An 18,167-nucleotide genomic window follows, 5' to 3' on the forward strand; every position below is an offset into this window, starting at 1 on the left:
TACCCATCCATTTCTCTATTTTTATAGGACAGGCGAAAAGAACTGCCGTGTGAAGCACCACTAATAGTCCTGATCTTCGTTTGATGCATAAGCAATACAACGTTCCACAAACTCAAGTACATCTTCCTCTATTGGAAATAGTCCTGTTTCCTCAGCAGGTAGCTTTCTAACCTCCCAGAACTTATCTGCTAACGCTGTATCCCCTGCAAAGGAATTATTTGAGACTTCTATTAACTTTAAAGCAATTTGGACGCCTTCTTCTGATTCCGGTTTAATATTGTGTTTTATACACCATTCTATTTGTCGCAACAGGGATATATATTGATGTGTCGTTTTATCATTATTACTCAGATTCGGTAGGGTGTTTTGTAAAATGACTTGTTCATGCTCCTGAAAATAATTGAGCCATTTTTTATGGTTCTTTCATGAATTTTGTACAAGCTCGGAAACACGTTCCCAAGACAAAGATTCTTCTAAATCTATTAAGTTGATTAATGTGGTTGTATTGGAAATACTTGTTTGTATTTCTGATAGTTGTTCTTGTAAGTAATTGTAGTGAGAGATTAGGATTTGTTTATAGGAAAGCTTATCCAACATCCCGCGAATATCTTCTAATGGAAGGGAAAGGGATTTAAGAATCAATATCTTTTCTAATTGAAATAAGTCATCTTCAGAATAATATCGCTTTCCGTTAGCATCTTTAAAACTAGGTGTAAGGAGTTTAATCTGATCATAATATCGGAGTGTACGGACAGATATATTTCGCTGTTTAGATAACTCCCCAGTGGTCCATCGCTCCATTTCCTTCCCTCCTCAAAATAAAAACTTGCTGGTAACGTTACGTAACCTATTATAGTTGGATTATACCATAGGGGAAGAGGGGTAACGAATGGAAAGTAATCAAATGAACTGGAAAGAGAAAGACCAATGGGGTTTGAAAGAATTTATAATTTTAATGTTGCTGGAATTTGTATTTGTAATTGGTGGTATTAAATTCATTGTTCACCCAATTTATTTAAGCTGGTTTGAGAATGATTTATATGCTGGAACTTTCCTAGGGTTAACCATGGCGGTAATTCTGGTTCTAGGCGTTTATTTTATTGCCATCCGTCCAAAAAAACTCTCATGGAGTGAAGTAGGAATCAAACCATTCGCCAAAAAGGACTGGAAAATCATTATAATATATTCTGTAATTTTAATGGTTGGTGCTGTGTTAATTGTAGTTCTTACGAGTTTGATAGGTAATACTTATGAGAACAGTAAAACGGAAGCAATGCAGCAAAACGTAACTTTCTTTTCGTTGCTAATTGCTTTTATTTCTGCTGCAGTCATCTCACCCTTATATGAAGAAATTTTTTATCGCGGGTTTTTATATCGTTGGCTACGAACACGCATAGGGTTGAATGGAGCAATTTTGCTTAGTTCACTAATATTTACAGTTATTCATATACCCACATATAATGCGATGCCTGTAAACTTCTTTAGTGGAATTATCTTTGCATTGGCGTATGAACGAACAGACTCAATATGGCCATCAGTTATTATTCATGGTTTAACGAATGGGATTATGGTTCTATTGACAGGTTTAGCATGAAGCCATTGCTTAAAAATAGCGTAAACTCTAACAGTGCATGACGAACTCTTACATTATAAATAAATGCCATGTAGGCTTAGAAAAGGATAAGGAAGTGACAATTTGGATTTTATTGCTTGGATGATTGTTATAAGTGAAATTGGATTTTGGGTTTTAATTTTGGCAGGGTTTATTACACGTTATATTTTTAAATTAAAGAGACTTGGTCTTTTCCTATTGGCCTTTACCCCAGTTATTGATTTACTATTACTGATTGCTACGAGTGTTGACTTATATCGTGGTGCCACCGCAACTAAAGTTCACGGTATTGCCGCTATTTATATTGGAGTTTCTATTGCATTTGGTAAGAGTATGATCTCTTGGGCTGATATACGATTTCAGTATTATGTGATGAAACAGGGAACAAAGCCTGTTAAAAGACACGGTCTCGAATATGCAAAACATTACTTTAAAAGCTGGGGACAACATGTACTCGCATATCTAATAGGTGGTGGAATATTATTCGGTCTAATTTACCTCATTAATGATCCCTCTCGAACGGAAGTATTGGCTGGATTTCTAAAAATATGGACGCTTGTATTAGGTATCGATTTTCTAGTTGCTATCAGTAATTGTATATGGCCGAAAAAAGCTTAGAGGAGAAGGTTAATTCTTTTATTTGCCTTCAGTTTACAGAAAGATAGGTTTCAACAAACGGCGTATATGAATGAAATGCGAGTTTATAAATGGAGATAATAATTCATGGAAATCTTCAGTAAAGGTTCTCTAATACCATAATCGGGCAAGGAAAGTTGAAAATGGTAATTTTTTTTCGTTTACAATAAAGGTTAGGATAATTTATATAAAAATTATTATTAATTTTAATTTTTAATTGTTCAGAATACGTGCTAATAAGATACAATATAACAGAATGAATAATTAAGAAAACAATTATACTTTGGTACGGGGGTACTTATGAGAATTCACTATTACTTAGGTTGGTTTAACGATTATTTTCCAGAAAATTTGGTCAGGTTGTTACAGGAGGATATAACTGATCGAAAATCGCTTGTTATGATTAGCTCAAATCCACTTTCTTATGAATATGATGGTTCTACTGAACGCGCTTGGCTTGACCAAGCTGGCATTATGTTTGATGAATATCATTTAATTAATTATCGCGTAAAGAAAGAAGATGCTCACACGTTAGTTCAACATGCTTCAGTCATTTTCTTGCTGGGTGGAGATGCCCTTAAACAAAATTACTTTTTAAAGGAGTATGAACTGTCGAATGGAATAAAAAGTAGCAGTGCAATTGTGATGGGTGCAAGTGCTGGTGCGATTAACATGTCTGCTAAATGGTTATGCTCAAAAAGATTTGGGTTTAACGTTGAAACAAGCGCAGTTTTAGATGGAATCGGCCTTGGAGATTTTTCAGTTTTGTCTCATTTTGATCTTGAAAATAACTTTACGCTGGTTCAGACCGAGCTGTCTGCTTTATCGGAAGAAATGGATATATATGCTTCGAACAAGAATTGCGCTATACGTATAAAGGGTGACAAAACTGACGTCCTTGGCAATGTATATCTAATTTCCCACTCCAAGGTACAAAAATTAAAGGAAACGCTTTAGTTATTTTAATAATTTTATGGGGCTTGATAAAAAGAAACGCTAAAACAACAGGTTAATTTCTATACTAGGGGGAGCAAGATAATGGATGTAACAAAACATAATAGTGATGCCTGGGATAAAAAGGTAGATGAGGGGTCTAGATATACGCAACAAGTGAGCAGTGAAACGATTAAAAGGAGCAAAGCTGGTCAATGGGAAATCTCCGTTACAACAGAAAAATCAGTTCCGAGAGATTGGTTCCCTGAAGTCCTAGAAGGATTAAAAGTATTATGTTTGGCATCTGGTGGTGGACAGCAAGCGCCAGTTTTAGCTGCTGCTGGAGCAAATGTAACAGTTACTGATATTTCTAAAAAGCAATTAGAGAAAGATGAAATGGTAGCTAGACGAGATGGGCTAAGCTTAAGAACGGTCCAGGGCGATATGTCGGACCTAAGTGGTTTTGAGGATGAGTATTTTGATATTGTTGTTAATCCAGTTTCAAACTTGTTTGTTAAGGATGTAAAACCTGTGTGGAAGGAAGTATCAAGGGTTTTAAAAAATAAAGGTATTTTAATTGCTGGGTTTACGAATCCTTTGCTATGGATTTTTGATGATAACCAAGAAAGAAAAGGGATCCTTGATGTGAAACACTCCATACCTTCTTCGACATTAGATTATTTGCCAAAGGATGAAATACAAGACTATATTAAATCAAATAACACCATAGAGTATGCGCATACGTTGGAAGATCAAATACAAGGACAGATTGAGGCTGGATTTGTTATTGCTGGTTTTTTTGAAGATGATTTTGGTGGTACAAGAATGATAGACAATTACATAAGGACCTTCATTGCTACAAAGGCAATAAAATTAAATTTTTAATACATGGGAAGGAGACTACTAGGATATCTTGGGGTGCAATGAATGCGTTTTCCCGCATGTTGATGAACAACCTTTTAAGTATAATACCGTTCAAGGATTGGATCAGATTGTGAAACATATAGCTTTGCCATCCGCATAAGAAAATAAATAATTAACGTTGCAATGGAGAAAAAAATGAGGATGGATATCTAACAACCTTAATTAGGACACGGGAGGGGAGGTGGGAGAGGGATGAAAAAGAGATTATTGTTGATTTCAGTAGGTGTTATAGGGGTGCTTCTAATTGGTGCTGGGATTTATTTTTTTCAAGATACAGAGACCAGTTCTGCCGGAACAAGCACCAATGGTCAATTACTTAGCAAAGCAAAGGAATGGTCCGAAAATTTGGATCCCGATATACTAAACCTTACATCCTTTGATGGATTAAATTTAAAAGCATCGTTTATTAAGAATGAAGCAGATACACATAATGTAGCTATCCTTGCACACGGATTCGATGGTACAAAAAAAAGCATGGAACTTCAAGCTAAATTTTACTATGACCAGGGATTCGATATTCTTATGCCCGATTCCCGTGGTAACGGAAACAGTGAAGGAAATGGAATAGAGTATGGTTGGCATGATCATCTTGTTGCAGATATGGTGAGCTGGGTTCATAAGATGATTAATGATTACGGGGCGGAAAATATCATTTTACATGGGCGATCCATGGGGGCGGCAGTTGCGCTTGGAGCAAGCGGTGAAAATCTGCCACCGGAAGTGAAAGGTATTGTTGCAGTTAGTGGATATACATCGGTAAAAGAGCAATTGACCCACCTTGGCGAAACAAATCTACTATCAAAAATGGAGTCGGGCTTTAGACTTGAGGAAACAGGTGCTATTGATCAAGTAAAACAAAATACGCGACCATTATTTATAATCCATGGTAAAGCTGATGACAGCGTTCCGCCAGAAATGGGGAAACGTATTTATGATGCTGCCGGTGGTGATAAAAAATTATGGCTAGTACCCAAGGTTGGCCATTTAGAGATCTTCGAAACTGTAACAAAAGAGTTTTATGAACGTGTGGAAGCATTTATCGATAATGCGCTTGATTAGGTTTTTGAAGGGATTGAATAATAATGAAATCTTGGTTGTCGTTTTTTTTGCCTGATGATGAATATAGAGAGAAAATGATGCTATATTTTTTTGGTGAAAGTGCGATAATTCTCCTACTCTTCCTGGTTGGATTGATTATATACAGTAATTATTTTGATATATCAGTCGTTAACGCCCTATTAATATCCATAGTAATTTTCCTTCTATATATCACAGGAAGATATGTAGCTTCTGGAATAGAATACACTGAAGTTACAACAGATAAGGCATATAAAAAAGTATTAAAAATTCTAGTCATAAGAGTAATTGGTTTTTTTGTGATTCTCATATCAGTGTACTTATTATTGGAGGGACCTGATAAATGGTTAAGGCTTATATTATTAACACTAAGTGCTAGTATAATTTGGTTCTTTATCAGCCTTATTTCCTTAAAGCGATCATATAACAAAAATAAGAATTTATTGTAATTAGGGATTGGAAAGAGGAAAAGAAGATAATTCAATTAACGGGCGTAGTTGTGGAAGAAGCATTGTGCCTAAATAGGGCCAGATTATTTAACAGAGTCATAAATCTTAGGGGGTGTGAAATAGTGTGTTTTTATGATTGGAAAATTGAAATGCCAGATGATTTAAAGCCGTATATAGATACTGAAAATAAAAGAATGGCAATTCTTACAGTTGAAGATGATGAAATTCATATGGCTTTGGAATTTGATGAAAACAACAATTTAGTTATGCATCCACGTTGGAATATAAACATTGTTATCTTAGGAGATAAACATCTGAAATTTACTACAAACTCTTAAAGGGACGTGTTTTTTTTATGCCAAAACGTTATATTGCGATTACGTATGATGTTTGTGAACATAATGATTTATATGAGGATATGAATGAATATATTTTAGATTCTTCTACTGAAATGGATAAGCAAGTGAAGGAATTTGCTAAAAAAGATGTTGCTCCTCTAATTAAAGTTTATGAATCATTTAAAGATGATTTTAAAGATATTACGCTATACAAACAGTATAAATTTAAAGAATATGAATGCGATTGTGAACAGTAGTGTTCGAGAATCGGGCCAGATTGCAGAGTAAGTTTTCTTTATAGTACTAGTTATTATAAATGCTGCTTTTATGATGTTAATGTTTACCGTTAACATTCCATAAATAATTTCTATTTATAATAAAGATTACGATGAATAATATCAATGAGTATATAAAGTTAATTCCCTTCAGAATTACTCTGAGGGGTTATTTTTTTATAAATTCCAATCCTAAAATTTCTGTTTAAATCGATAATTACTTTGACAGATAGGGTAATTTTGGTTATTATTACTCTGTTAGGTAGAGTAGTTTACGTACAAGGAAGTGTTTATTTGATAAGAAGTGATATAATTCGTGGTCATTTGGATTCGATTATTCTTTGCTTGGTCTTGGAAAAGGATAGATACGGGTATGAAATATCAAAAGAGATTAGTTTGCGTACTGATAATAAATTTCAAATAAAGGAAGCAACACTGTATGCCGTGTTTCAGAGACTTGAGAAGAAGGATCTAATTGAATCTTACTATGGTAGTGTTTCAAAAGGGGGAAAAAGAAAGTATTACAGAATAACAACGCTTGGAAAAGCATATTTAAAAGAAACTGCAGAAGAATGGAAGGTCACGAAGGAAATTATTGATTTATTTATGGAGGGATTAAATTGAATCAATTAAGAAAACATGTTGATGAGTTATTTAAAGAAATTCCAGACAGTGGGAAAAAGGCTACAATCATGCAAGAAGTCATGCAAAATCTTGAAGAAAAAGTTTTGGATTTAATGGAGCAAGGCAAAGCAGAGGATGACGCCATAAATAAAACTATCGTTGAGTTTGGTGATATTGAAGATTTAAAAAAAGAGCTTGATGTAAAACTACCAGCTAAAAACAACTTAAGAAAACTAAATTTAGGTTATTCTATTTGGGGAAGTTTTCTAATCATTTCATTGTTTATATTTATTAATCTCTATTATACACCTAATGTGATATGGTTCGTGTATCCCACATTTGCTGTTTTATGGTGGCCTTTAACTATGTATTTCAGCTGGAAGAAAGCGAAAAAGGGGTGAGTTACTTGAGAAAATTAGAGCTTGGTTTTGTAGTAACAGGTAGTATACTGACTATTATATTTTTAATAGTAGTAAACTTTATAACAGGTTCTCACCCTATTTGGTTTATTTATCCTGCATTAGCATTATTACTTGGCTCAATTGGCATATACTGTCGGCAAAAAAAGAATTACACTTTATTTTCCATATTAACCAGCCTATTGCTTATATTGTTTCTTATCGTGGAGAACTATAGGAGTACACCTGAATATCCGTGGTTTTTATTTTCAGTGGCTCCATTAATAGCGTGGCCAACTTTGGTGTATCTAGGTAATCAATCAAAAAAAATGACAGTCGCAGTTATAGGTAGTGCGATTATTATCTTATATTATTTGATTTTAAATGTGCTTTTATCACCTGGATATCCATGGGTGATGTTTCCGGCGTTTGCTGTGTTATGGTGGCCGCTTACATTATATCATGTAAAGAGAAAGTCATATTTTAAATTCTCAATATACGCAAGTTTATTAATTAGTATATTTTTTATTAGTGTAAATGTTATTTCTTCACCGCATGTAATTTGGGCAGTTTATCCAATTTTTGTTGTGCTTTGGTGGCCATTGAGTATGTATTATTTCGTTTATAAAAGAAAACTTGAATTATGAATTAAGGGATTCAAAAGACAAATTAAACATATTTAGGTAGGGAGGGATTTTGGTGCAGAAAAAAATAAGAGACATTGATTTAGGGTTAAAAAATATTTGTGGAAAATACAATATTCCGGGAATATCAGTATGTTTGACAGATGCAAACCGTGCTGAGTGGAAAAATGTGTACGGAGTCCGAAGTGTGGAAACAGGTGAACCGTTACAGGTTGATGACCAGTTTCGAGCTGGAAGCATCACGAAAACCTTGATTGCAGTTATTATCATGCAATTAAAAGAAGAGGGAAAACTATCAATAAATCAAACGATTAATGCCATTCTGGATGGTGTGCTGCAACAAGAATCTACACTAACTATAAAACATTTACTTAATCATACGAGCGGATTGGAGGATTACCTTTGGGTTGAAAATGAGGGGCAACCAATGATATCCAAATTTGATACGGCACCGGAAATACAATTTTCCCCCGATTTTTTAGTTAAAGAAGCATTGCTGGCTGCTGGTCGCTTTGCACCTGGTGAAGGTTTTTATTACAGCAACACAAATTACATATTATTAGGGCTAATTATTGAAAAAATAACAGGTGCAACAATATCAGAAATTATAAATAAAAGAATTTTAGAACCTTTATTGATGAAACAGACATATTTTCCTAAGACATTTTATATTAATACTTCTTATGCCAACGGACATTCCAAATTTACACAAGATTTCCAGCCATCGGATCAAATTGTCTATGAATATAAAGATTTAAATATTTCCCTTGCATGGACAGCAGGTGCCCTTGTTTCTACACCTGCCGATTTAAATAGATTTATGATTGGACTCTTTAACAATAAAATCATCTCTGAAGAATCATTAGAAGAGATGATGACATTTAAAGAGACAGGCGATAATGGGCAAAGTTATGGGTTGGGCCTTTATCAATTTAAAGATCAACAAAAAACAGCAATCGGACATCCTGGTGGTATTTCGGGCTATGAAACAGTCATGCTTCACTACCCAGATGACGATATTTATATGACTGTCATGATTAATCAAATGCCAGCTGGAGCAACTTCAATTGCTGCCGAATTGTATGATAGTTTTAAAGTACTAGAATAATGATGATTTTTAGAAGAGAAATAAACTAATTGTAGTTCTTACTTTATGAATAGATTGATGCTTTTTTAAGGCACTGTGTTTTTATAAATGAATTGAGCAAATATTAAATTGTATAGTTTTCTCCAGTATTTATAATATCTATTATTGAAGTAACTGGTGCATTACCCCAACAACGGTAATGCTTCTTTTATAGGTATTTGGCAGTTTAATGGAATAATTCTAAATTAAATAAGTGGGGTTCCGGTCGGAACGACACTATTCGCTGTATTTATAATGGGAATTTTAATAGGTATTTAATTCTTGGTGTAGCGGGAATTTTTGAAATCCTTGGTGTTCAGTATCAATCAATCTGGTCATTAATTATTTTTGTAATAAGTATCTTTATCCTGGGATTACCAGTTGATTTAGTTTTAGGGTGCTATGGCTGATTTATCTGTTGAAAAAATACGAGGTAAGATACCAGCATTTGTTATCCGATTTCTTTTTGGTTTTGTGACAAACTGGGGTGTTATTTTTATAGTGGTGCATTTATGAGTGGTATTAATCTTTCACTTTGAGCAAAGTTGGTTATTTCAATGATATTAACTTTTTTTGAGTCGATATTTGGAAATGAAAAAACAAACACAAAGAGGCAACAGTTTAATATTTTGTTTGACAAGTTTGTTCCGTTAAAGGACGCTATTCTGGAGGAAAGATACTCTGACCTACTTTAAAAATAAGAACCATCTAATTGATATAGCGCTAATAAGACTGCACTTTTTATAGGGTGCAGTTTTTTATATTTGTAAAGTAAATAACTGAATCATACGTTGTAAATGGTATAGATATATTTATAGACAAGGCAGTGAATGCTACGCCTGTCTGATAAGAAAACAGATAGGTATTAAACAATTCAGGATGACAGTGAATTTTTAGATAACATGTCAATCCTTTACAGCAATTGAAAATTAATAAGAAAAATTTATGAAACATATAAATTCATATTTATAAAATAAAAAAACTTGCTATTTTATTTTATAATCTGCTATCCTATTAATTGTTAACCGGATACATTAGGGGTTGACGATAAAAGTGAAGAATCTAACTATGTGAAAAATATGTAAGCAGGCATCTTTAAATCTATCAACTGGAAGCTATTTATGGCATTACTGCTATCAGGGGGGAATTTTAATACGTTAGCCCTCTTTTTAGTAGGTGAGTGCCTAAAACAAGGAGGATTTAAATGTTGAATTTTAAAGCATTAGCAAACGACGTCATAAAAGGTTATGAGATTACAGAGGAAGAAGCTATGGAAATTTTAGAATGTCCAGACGGGGAAATTCTTGAGTTGCTTAATAGTGCCTACCTAATTCGAAAACAGTATTTTGGAAATAAAGTTAAATTAAATATGATTATTAATACAAAGTCTGGAGCCTGTCCAGAGAATTGTGGGTATTGCGCACAGTCAAGGGACTCTACTAATCCAATTGAAAAATACCGGATGATGGAAAAAGAAACAATTGTAAGTGGGGCAGAAAGAGCACACCAACTAAATTCAGGTACTTATTGCATCGTTGCTAGCGGACGTGGACCAACCACCCGTGAATTAAATCAAGTCACCAGTGCCGTCAAAGAAATAAAAGAAAAATATGATTTAAAAATATGTGCTTGCTTAGGAATTCTTAAACCTGGACAAGCAGACCAACTAAAGGAAGCCGGTGTTGATCGGTATAATCATAATATCAACACATCAGAAAAGCATCATGATACTATTACAACCAGTCACAGCTATCAAGACCGCGTTGAAACAGTTAATAAGGCGAAGGATGCTGGTATTTCACCATGTTCGGGTGTCATTGTTGGAATGAAAGAAACAAAAGAAGACGTCATACATATGGCTATAGCACTGAAAGAATTAGATGCTGATTCCATCCCTGTTAACTTTCTTCATGCAATGGAAGGAACGTTATTAGAGGGAACTGATGAATTAAACCCATTATATTGTTTAAAAGTATTGAGTCTTTTTCGCTTTATTAATCCATCTAAAGAAATCCGTATTTCTGGGGGGCGTGAAGTGAACTTGCGTAGTTTACAGCCACTTGGTTTGTATGCAGCAAACTCTATTTTTATAGGAGACTATTTAACAACTGCTGGACAAGAAGGGACGAAGGATCACCAAATGTTAAAGGATTTAGGATTTGAGGTTGACTATGAAGGGAGCGAAATGCCTGTTTAAAGCTTGAATTCGTTTTCGTCTACTTCAACCTGAAGAAGCAATAGTACTTACTTCTATTTAGTTGCTAGTTGCTTTAGATTAGATCAGTTGGTTAATAAATACAGTGTATGGAGGAATAGTATTGTCTAAGCACAATGAATTAATAAAGAAAAGTAAAAAACATCTTTGGTTACCGTTTACACAAATGAAAGATTACGATAAAGATCCCTTAATAATTGAAAGTGGGACCGGGGTTAGGGTGACAGATACAGAAGGAAAATCATACTATGATGGATTTTCCTCTGTATGGTTAAATGTACATGGTCATCGAAAAAAAGAACTAGATGAAGCTATTCAGGAACAATTAATGAAAATTTCACATTCCACGCTACTTGGGATGACTAATCAACCGGCTACGGAATTAGCTGAACGGTTATCTCGTATAACACCAGATGGCATGGACCGTATTTTTTATTCTGATAGTGGTGCGGAAGCAGTTGAGATTGCACTCAAAATGGCCTATCAGTATTGGAAAAACATAGGAGTTGAAGGTAAAAATAAATTTATCACTATGAAGAATGGGTATCATGGAGATACAATCGGTGCTGTTAGCGTTGGTGCAGTCGAAATTTTTCATCGAATCTTTGAACCGTTGATGTTTGATAGTTTCCATGTTCCGTTTCCATATGTATATAGGCATCCAAGTGGTGACTCAGAAATATGTAAGGAAGAATGTTTACTAGAATTAAAGAAGACTTTGGAAAAGCATCATAATGAAATTGCAGCTCTTACGATGGAATCAATGATGCAAGGAGCTGGGGGAATGGTTTTAATGCCACCTGGTTTCTTATCCGGTGTCAAAGCACTTTGTGTGGAGTATGATGTTCTATTAATTATTGATGAAGTAGCTACTGGTTTTGGTCGAACTGGAAAGATGTTTGCTTGTGAGCATGAAGAAGTCGTGCCGGACATAATGACAGTCGGAAAGGGGATAACAGGAGGATATTTACCGATAGCTGCTACAATCTCAACTGAACGAATATATGAAGCTTTTTACGATGATTATAAGAATATGAAGACATTGTTCCACGGGCATTCTTACACAGGAAATCAACTAGGATGTGCGGTGGCTCTTGCAAACCTTGATTTATTTGAAAAAGAAAATGTTGTTGAAAATGTACAAACAAAAGCAAACATAGTGCAAAGTGAATTAGAATCATTCTATCAACTTGATCATGTTGGAGATATTAGGCAAATCGGATTTATGGTAGGAATTGAATTAGTCCTAAATAAACAAACTAAAGAACCTTTTCCTTTTGAGGAAAGAATCGGTTATGAGGTCTCTCTGAAAATGCGTGAACTGGGAATGCTGACTAGGCCGGTAGGGGATACACTTGTATTTATGCCACCACTCTCTAGTTCTCAACAAGAACTACGTGAAATGATCAGTATCATGCGTGAAGCGATCCAAATAGTAACTAAAATCAAGGGTTCCCATGTGACATCTCTCAGAGAAAATAGATGTAGTAGAGGGTGACAATATTTTTCATATCCTGAGAAAAGAGTATAAGGTGAGTGTTACGAGAACGTCATTTGAAGAACGGGGGCCATTTGTACTAATTATTTTCTGTTGTAAAAGATGCACGATAAGGACTATAGAGAAAAAAGAACAGAGAATGGTGGATCTCGTTTAATAACATGCACTCTAAAAGTATATAAACAACTAGAAAAGACAATAGCCGCATTTGCCAATTAAAGAAGCGATTGTTTTAACGAGGGCGTGCTCTCTTGTTGCGATTATAGCTTTACGTCGCGTCACAAGTGACAATGGTTAACTTTGCACAGTTAAAATGATCGTTTACATATGTACTATTGTTTTCCAAAAATCAGTAATAAATGGGGAGTATAAAATGAAAACAAAAGGTTTATTTGTAACTGGAACGGATACCGGTATCGGCAAAACTTTTGTAGGTGGGGGTATAGCAGGAGCGTTAAGAAAACAAGGGATAAATGTTGGTGTTTTTAAGCCTATGTTGAGTGGAGAAAAACGAGACGAACCCATGAGTGATACTGCTATACTTAAAAAAATATCTGGTGATAATAATTCATACGAACAAATTACACCCTTTCAATTTAATGAACCGTTAGCGCCATATATTGCAGCAAAAAGAGAAGGTAAAACTATATCACTGGAAGCTATCATGGACTCCTGGAATGCAATTAAAGAAACACATGAATTTTTCATCGTTGAAGGAGCAGGGGGGCTTGGTGTTCCATTCGGAAAAAACTATCTCGCTGCTGATGTGGCTAAAGCAATCGGATTTCCGCTTCTGATTATAGCAAGGGTTGATCTTGGGACGGTCAATCATACTTGGTTAACGGTTCAAATAGCAAAAAGTATGGGACTTGAAATTGCTGGTATCGTACTGAACGGTTTGGAAGAAGGAAACCAAGGAATAGCAGAAGAAACCAATCCAGATCTTATTGAAGAGATGACAGGAATTCCTGTGTTAGCTGTCCTTCCAAAATTAACAACGTTCAATCATGAGTATTTAATTGAAAAAATTCATGATTTAATACCGCTCCATTATTTTTATGAAAATATAAGATGAATATTGAAACCAAAGACTTGATGATTTCAGGGAGGTTAAAGGAGGAAATTTTTTGGGGCCACATAGGCTTTTTCGTACAATAGATCTTACATTGATAGGGATGTTTGTAGCATTAATGGGTATTGGAGCAAATATAACAGCCTGGGCTCCATTTTTACAAGTTGGTGGTGTACCAATTACATTACAAACATTTTTTTGTTTTTTATCAGGAGTCCTTCTCGGTAGTCGGCGTGGGGCAATAGCAATGATTGTGTACGTTTTCGTTGGGCTTGCAGGGGTTCCTGTTTTTGCTGGTTTTAAAGGAGGATTAGGTACACTGCTTAGTCCAACTTTTGGGTTTATTTTGTCTTTTATTTTCACAGCTTATATTATTGGCAAAGTGATTGAATATAAAAAAAGGCCCACATGTAAGACCTTTATAATTGCTTCTTTAGTAGGTCTTGTATTTAATTACATAATCGGAACTAATTATATGTATCTTGCATTAACATTTTTTGTAAATGCTTCTGAGAGTTTTACTTATACTGGGACATGGTTGGTTATGCTCGCGTACTTACCAATAGACTTGGTAACAATTGTGGCCGCTGCCTATATTGCACCACGGATCTTTCACGTTTTTCATAAAATGGCTGGCATGCAAATACCAAAAAATGTAGATTAAATTTTTTAAAGATCAATTAGTATTAGCAGAATGCTTACTTAGTAATTAGTAATAGTCTGATATTTTAATTAGTAAATAATTATACAACAAAAGGGAGCGATTTTGAAATATAGATTGCATCAATCTACAAAGAGTTATCCTTGAAAAATAGAATAATGCCTTAAAGGCAACCCCCCGTTCTTTTGATAGTAGGAATGAAGTTATTCAATTTTGAATAATTATCTATAGAATAGGGGGGGCTTTTATGATATCGAATTTATTATTTAAGAAACGCTGGAAGAAGTCGGAACAACTTTATAAGCAGTATGGTGTTTACGAACTATATGATATTGGTGCAATGTGGGTTGATACGGCAGATATCATTGGTCTATCATTGCGCCCAAAAGATATTAAAGGTGATGAAGATATGCGCTATTTAAAAAAGTCAGTTAAGGAAAGGGGCTGGGAAAATACCCATTGCATGACACTACATTTGGTTCGACTACCTAACGGGAAATTCACAGTTGGGTCAGGCGGAAATCATCGAACATACCTATCAAGAGAAATCGGTCTCGAACGACTAAAAGCACTCGTTTCTGTGCTAGTACCTACAAAGTACCTGATGGACGAGGATTACGCTAAAATTGAGTATTTTACTTTGAAGTTTCATGAGTATAATGATTTTGCGGCCAAAAAGAATGCATTCCTAAACTCTAAGGGTGTATTTCGACTATATTATCCCCTTGAAGAGGCTGAATTTGACCGATTATGTAATCTTGCTGATAAAATGTTAGACAAACGAGCTGAGGTAATTCGGAATGTAGCAATTCGAAATGGTATAATGAAAGATAATGATGCTGAATTAAAGGTGCAGGATTAGCTTCTAAAGGATTACCAAGTATTAAACTCCGAGTTAAAACCATGACTGGAAAGTCCTCACTAAATGAGAATTTCGATAAATTAAATGACGTTAACATGCCAATGATTTTAAACCGACACTATAAATTGGGTTTATAGTAATTTTATTCTGAGCAATAGAGCATAAAGCTTATTCCATAAAAGGGCGCAAATCAGGAATAAGAATTGTACTCATTATGGGCTTAATCAATAAAATTTTAACAACGTTATTATTGTCTGAAAGGTAGATTCTATTGTTTTTATACATATTCATTTCCATTGGTATCGTCGTTCTTTTGTTAGTCATGGGATTCTTTTGGTTAAGCCATTGGACGAAAAAACCTGATGCAGATTATGTTTTAAAGTTTATTGCTAAAAATCCAGAAAGAGCTTCGTTGTCTGTTATAAAAAACGGAAAAAGTCTAGTCAATGTTCAATCCAATCGATTGTTATCATTGGCAAGCACAGTGAAAATTATTATAGCCATTGAATATGCTCAACAAGCAGCGCATACTGAAATTGATCCAGCCGAAAGAATTAAAACAGATGATCTAGCGTGTTTTTATATACCCGGGACAGATGGCGGCGCTCATGAGGCATGGTTGAAAACAATGGAGGAGCAAGGACGTTTGCAAAACGGAACTGTCTCACTGGTGGATATTGCAAAAGGAATGATATCTCATAGCTCAAATGCTAACACAGAATTCTTGATGATGTGGCTTGGACTCGACAAAATAAATGCTAATCTTGAAAAGCTGCAGTTGTCGATTCACGAGCAAATTTATCCTTTTGTATCAGCCCTTTTTATTCCATATGAAATTGCACATCAAAAGAAGCTTGATATACATGATAAAAAGGATGCAAAAAAGATAGCGGCATATATCGAGGATATATCACAAACAGCGTATATTGAAGAGTCCATTAGAATTCACGATAAACTAATTCAAGATATAAAGGGTGATTATAAAAATAAGGTAAACATAAAGGCGTGGCACAATATCGCATTTGATAGATTAGTGTCCAAACGCTTTGTTTGTTCCACGGCTTCAGAATATGTTTCAATTGTACGGAGAATGAACGAAGGGATGTATTTTTCATCGCGTATTTGGGAGCACTTACAGCCAATTATGGAGTGGCCAATGAATGGAAAAAGGAACCAAAGACGATTTAAAAGTTTAGGTGGTAAGGGAGGCTCAACAGCTTACATTCTCACATATGCTTTCTATGCAGAAGATAAGCAAGGAAATAAAACGGAATTGGCGGTCTTTTTCAACGACATCTATGGCTATGAAACAGTTAAGCTTTCAAATAGTTCTTCTGTTTTTCAGTCAGCCGTGCTTACAGATAGTCCTGACTGGGACAATAAATTAAAAACTTTTCTTGAGCGTTGAGCTTGTTCAAGGTTGTTCAATATAAGGGCGCGCTAATGGGATAAAAAGCGTGTAAGTTTACCATTTTAGGGTCTTTTAATTGATTAAGGGTTTGAGTTACATTTGGGTTATGTAGATAACTTTTCATAAGGGAGGGAGAGCAATGGCAGAAAAACTTCCTTATATAACCTTTTGGAGTTTTATCATCTTTGGTTTGCTTTCATATTGGTGGTTTTTTTTCGAGGAATATGGAGCGATTGTCACTGTGGGTATTACGTTTCTTTGTGGCTTATTTGCTGGATTTATAGCCATTTTACAGAGAAACCGTAAATTAATAGTTTTAAGTATTCTGCTCATGCTTAGTCCTTGGATTATGTTTTTGGTTATAAATTTTTTTAATAATTATTATCTTTAAACAATAGGGCGTAGTTGTCGCATAAAGTTTGTGCTAGAATTGGGACAGATTGTTGCACAACCCAAATAATAATCAACAAGGGGAATAAATAAAATATGTCTCAACCAAGTGTGAAAATGCAAAAGATATGGCTTGATGATAACGATAGTTTCTTTGAACTAAGTTTAGATTTCTGTACAGGTTGTTGCAACATGAACCTCAATATATTTACAGATGATGAAGAACTAGAAAAGTTAAATGAAGGAGTAACGGATTTTGCCAGCTTTAGACAAAAGGAATTTCTGTGGATTACTGGGGAAGATATAGAAAATATGAGTCATTTTCTATCTATGCGATTCTTTTTGTATGGGAATCGAGGATATGTAGGTGTTGAGGTAACTGCCGATAATAAACTTGAAAGCCCTTATAGTGTTCGTGCGACTTTTTTTCTTGTAACTGTCCTAAGTCAAATAGATGATTTTACAAGAAAATTGGGAAGTTTTATTAAAGGCGAAATTTGTGAGCTGGAAAGCCTAATCCAGTCATTTGAACAATGAGATTAAGAGTGAAAACATACATTTCTTATTCTAGAAAAGGGCGCGTTCACGGAAGAACGATCTAGACTTTTTTAAACGATCGGGCCAGCCGAACAGTGGGATGGGGAGTATATGGGAACATTGCAGATTTTATTTTTAATTGTAATTTGGGTTTTACCAGCAATTCTTTTTAATTGTAAAATGGACAAAAAAGAACAGCAAGAATTAAAAAATGAGTTTAAAAACCCTTTTGCTCTGTTTGGAGTTGGGTTTGTTGTTATAGGTTTATTATTATTCTCTTCTGGTTACATTTCGTCTCTGAAATTGCCTCAGCATATAGGTGCAATTATGGTAGTGACTAGTTGGTTTACTACAAGTATCGTAGGTAGGAAAAGGAAAAAAGTAAGTTTTGTAACCAGTATTGCATTGATGTTATTGGGAGTAATAGGTATAGCAGTTTATAGTTGTTTGATTTAAACAATCGGGCGCAGTTACGGAGGAAGCAA

Annotated in this window: 21 protein-coding genes and 1 pseudogene; 21 read left to right on the forward strand and 1 reads right to left on the reverse strand. The window is 34.8% G+C overall.

Annotated features, from left to right (window positions below; translation table 11 throughout):
- Positions 1 to 60: 60 nt before the first annotated feature.
- Positions 61 to 801, reverse strand: a pseudogene (locus tag X953_RS06280) (MerR family transcriptional regulator).
- A gap of 88 nt (positions 802 to 889) precedes the next feature.
- Here X953_RS06280 and X953_RS06285 point away from each other — a divergent pair.
- The 21 genes from X953_RS06285 (at position 890) to X953_RS06385 (ending at position 18,138) form a co-directional block, all read left to right on the forward strand.
- Complete coding sequence (locus X953_RS06285; protein ID WP_040954823.1) at positions 890 to 1,594, forward strand: CPBP family intramembrane glutamic endopeptidase; 705 nt, start codon at positions 890 to 892, stop codon at positions 1,592 to 1,594.
- A 102-nt stretch (positions 1,595 to 1,696) separates the two neighbouring features.
- Positions 1,697 to 2,230: a hypothetical protein gene (locus X953_RS06290; RefSeq protein WP_040954824.1), complete on the forward strand. Its 534-nt coding sequence runs from the start codon at positions 1,697 to 1,699 to the stop codon at positions 2,228 to 2,230.
- Positions 2,231 to 2,548: 318 nt separating this feature from the next.
- The gene (locus X953_RS06295; protein ID WP_040954825.1) at positions 2,549 to 3,205 is read left to right on the forward strand and encodes a Type 1 glutamine amidotransferase-like domain-containing protein; all 657 of its coding nucleotides are present in this window, start codon (positions 2,549 to 2,551) and stop codon (positions 3,203 to 3,205) included.
- An 81-nt stretch (positions 3,206 to 3,286) separates the two neighbouring features.
- Positions 3,287 to 4,066 carry a class I SAM-dependent methyltransferase gene (locus tag X953_RS06300; RefSeq protein WP_040954826.1) on the forward strand — a complete coding sequence of 260 codons (780 nt, stop codon included), beginning with the start codon at positions 3,287 to 3,289 and terminating at the stop codon, positions 4,064 to 4,066.
- Positions 4,067 to 4,297: 231 nt separating this feature from the next.
- Entirely contained in the window at positions 4,298 to 5,164 is an 867-nt protein-coding gene (locus tag X953_RS06305; RefSeq protein ID WP_040954827.1) for an alpha/beta hydrolase, read from the forward strand.
- A gap of 589 nt (positions 5,165 to 5,753) precedes the next feature.
- Positions 5,754 to 5,969, forward strand: coding sequence for a hypothetical protein (locus X953_RS06315; protein WP_019376665.1), 216 nt, complete (start codon positions 5,754 to 5,756; stop codon positions 5,967 to 5,969).
- A 17-nt stretch (positions 5,970 to 5,986) separates the two neighbouring features.
- A complete protein-coding gene (locus tag X953_RS06320; RefSeq protein ID WP_040954829.1) occupies positions 5,987 to 6,226 on the forward strand; it encodes a hypothetical protein in 240 nt (79 codons plus the stop codon).
- Between the two features lie 312 nt (positions 6,227 to 6,538).
- Positions 6,539 to 6,868 carry a PadR family transcriptional regulator gene (locus tag X953_RS06325; RefSeq protein ID WP_019376667.1) on the forward strand — a complete coding sequence of 110 codons (330 nt, stop codon included), beginning with the start codon at positions 6,539 to 6,541 and terminating at the stop codon, positions 6,866 to 6,868.
- On the forward strand, positions 6,865 to 7,269 hold the full coding sequence (locus X953_RS06330) for a permease prefix domain 1-containing protein (RefSeq protein WP_019376668.1): 405 nt from the start codon (positions 6,865 to 6,867) through the stop codon (positions 7,267 to 7,269). Before X953_RS06325 ends, X953_RS06330 begins: the two co-directional genes overlap by 4 nt.
- Positions 7,266 to 7,913, forward strand: coding sequence for a 2TM domain-containing protein (locus tag X953_RS06335; protein ID WP_232217782.1), 648 nt, complete (start codon positions 7,266 to 7,268; stop codon positions 7,911 to 7,913). The genes X953_RS06330 and X953_RS06335 overlap by 4 nt, the downstream gene beginning before the upstream one ends.
- Positions 7,914 to 7,965: 52 nt before the next feature.
- Positions 7,966 to 9,018 (forward strand): serine hydrolase, encoded by a 1,053-nt coding sequence (locus X953_RS06340; RefSeq protein ID WP_040954831.1) that lies wholly within the window; start codon positions 7,966 to 7,968, stop codon positions 9,016 to 9,018.
- A gap of 347 nt (positions 9,019 to 9,365) precedes the next feature.
- Complete coding sequence (locus X953_RS20495; protein WP_369792736.1) at positions 9,366 to 9,446, forward strand: hypothetical protein; 81 nt, start codon at positions 9,366 to 9,368, stop codon at positions 9,444 to 9,446.
- Between the two features lie 794 nt (positions 9,447 to 10,240).
- Positions 10,241 to 11,233, forward strand: a complete 993-nt coding sequence (gene bioB / locus X953_RS06345; RefSeq protein WP_019376671.1) for a biotin synthase BioB — start codon at positions 10,241 to 10,243, stop codon at positions 11,231 to 11,233.
- Positions 11,234 to 11,354: 121 nt separating this feature from the next.
- Positions 11,355 to 12,749, forward strand: coding sequence for an adenosylmethionine--8-amino-7-oxononanoate transaminase (gene bioA / locus X953_RS06350; protein WP_040954832.1), 1,395 nt, complete (start codon positions 11,355 to 11,357; stop codon positions 12,747 to 12,749).
- A 373-nt stretch (positions 12,750 to 13,122) separates the two neighbouring features.
- A complete protein-coding gene (gene bioD / locus X953_RS06355; RefSeq protein ID WP_019376673.1) occupies positions 13,123 to 13,824 on the forward strand; it encodes a dethiobiotin synthase in 702 nt (233 codons plus the stop codon).
- A gap of 52 nt (positions 13,825 to 13,876) precedes the next feature.
- Positions 13,877 to 14,485, forward strand: a complete 609-nt coding sequence (locus X953_RS06360) for a biotin transporter BioY (protein ID WP_040954833.1) — start codon at positions 13,877 to 13,879, stop codon at positions 14,483 to 14,485.
- Positions 14,486 to 14,729: 244 nt separating this feature from the next.
- Positions 14,730 to 15,344 (forward strand): hypothetical protein, encoded by a 615-nt coding sequence (locus X953_RS06365; RefSeq protein WP_040954834.1) that lies wholly within the window; start codon positions 14,730 to 14,732, stop codon positions 15,342 to 15,344.
- A gap of 271 nt (positions 15,345 to 15,615) precedes the next feature.
- A complete protein-coding gene (locus X953_RS06370) occupies positions 15,616 to 16,752 on the forward strand; it encodes a serine hydrolase (protein WP_052350067.1) in 1,137 nt (378 codons plus the stop codon).
- 142 nt (positions 16,753 to 16,894) lie between these two features.
- Positions 16,895 to 17,146, forward strand: a complete 252-nt coding sequence (locus X953_RS06375; RefSeq protein WP_040954835.1) for a hypothetical protein — start codon at positions 16,895 to 16,897, stop codon at positions 17,144 to 17,146.
- 95 nt (positions 17,147 to 17,241) lie between these two features.
- On the forward strand, positions 17,242 to 17,682 hold the full coding sequence (locus X953_RS19440) for a hypothetical protein (protein ID WP_040954836.1): 441 nt from the start codon (positions 17,242 to 17,244) through the stop codon (positions 17,680 to 17,682).
- Between the two features lie 111 nt (positions 17,683 to 17,793).
- Entirely contained in the window at positions 17,794 to 18,138 is a 345-nt protein-coding gene (locus X953_RS06385; protein WP_040954837.1) for a hypothetical protein, read from the forward strand.
- The last annotated feature ends 29 nt before the right edge of the window (positions 18,139 to 18,167 follow it).

It is taken from the genome of Virgibacillus sp. SK37, from assembly GCF_000725285.1.
Lineage (GTDB): Bacteria > Bacillota > Bacilli > Bacillales > Amphibacillaceae > Virgibacillus_Q.

Coding starts and splice junctions, on each gene's coding strand:
- X953_RS06300 (WP_040954826.1), top strand. CDS start 3,287: ATGGATGTAACAAAACATAATAGTGATGCCTGGGATAAAAAGGTAGAT.
- X953_RS06285 (WP_040954823.1), top strand. CDS start 890: ATGGAAAGTAATCAAATGAACTGGAAAGAGAAAGACCAATGGGGTTTG.
- bioD (WP_019376673.1), top strand. CDS start 13,123: ATGAAAACAAAAGGTTTATTTGTAACTGGAACGGATACCGGTATCGGC.
- X953_RS06320 (WP_040954829.1), top strand. CDS start 5,987: ATGCCAAAACGTTATATTGCGATTACGTATGATGTTTGTGAACATAAT.
- X953_RS06375 (WP_040954835.1), top strand. CDS start 16,895: ATGGCAGAAAAACTTCCTTATATAACCTTTTGGAGTTTTATCATCTTT.
- X953_RS06385 (WP_040954837.1), top strand. CDS start 17,794: ATGGGAACATTGCAGATTTTATTTTTAATTGTAATTTGGGTTTTACCA.
- X953_RS06365 (WP_040954834.1), top strand. CDS start 14,730: ATGATATCGAATTTATTATTTAAGAAACGCTGGAAGAAGTCGGAACAA.
- X953_RS06305 (WP_040954827.1), top strand. CDS start 4,298: ATGAAAAAGAGATTATTGTTGATTTCAGTAGGTGTTATAGGGGTGCTT.
- bioB (WP_019376671.1), top strand. CDS start 10,241: ATGTTGAATTTTAAAGCATTAGCAAACGACGTCATAAAAGGTTATGAG.
- X953_RS19440 (WP_040954836.1), top strand. CDS start 17,242: ATGTCTCAACCAAGTGTGAAAATGCAAAAGATATGGCTTGATGATAAC.
- X953_RS06295 (WP_040954825.1), top strand. CDS start 2,549: ATGAGAATTCACTATTACTTAGGTTGGTTTAACGATTATTTTCCAGAA.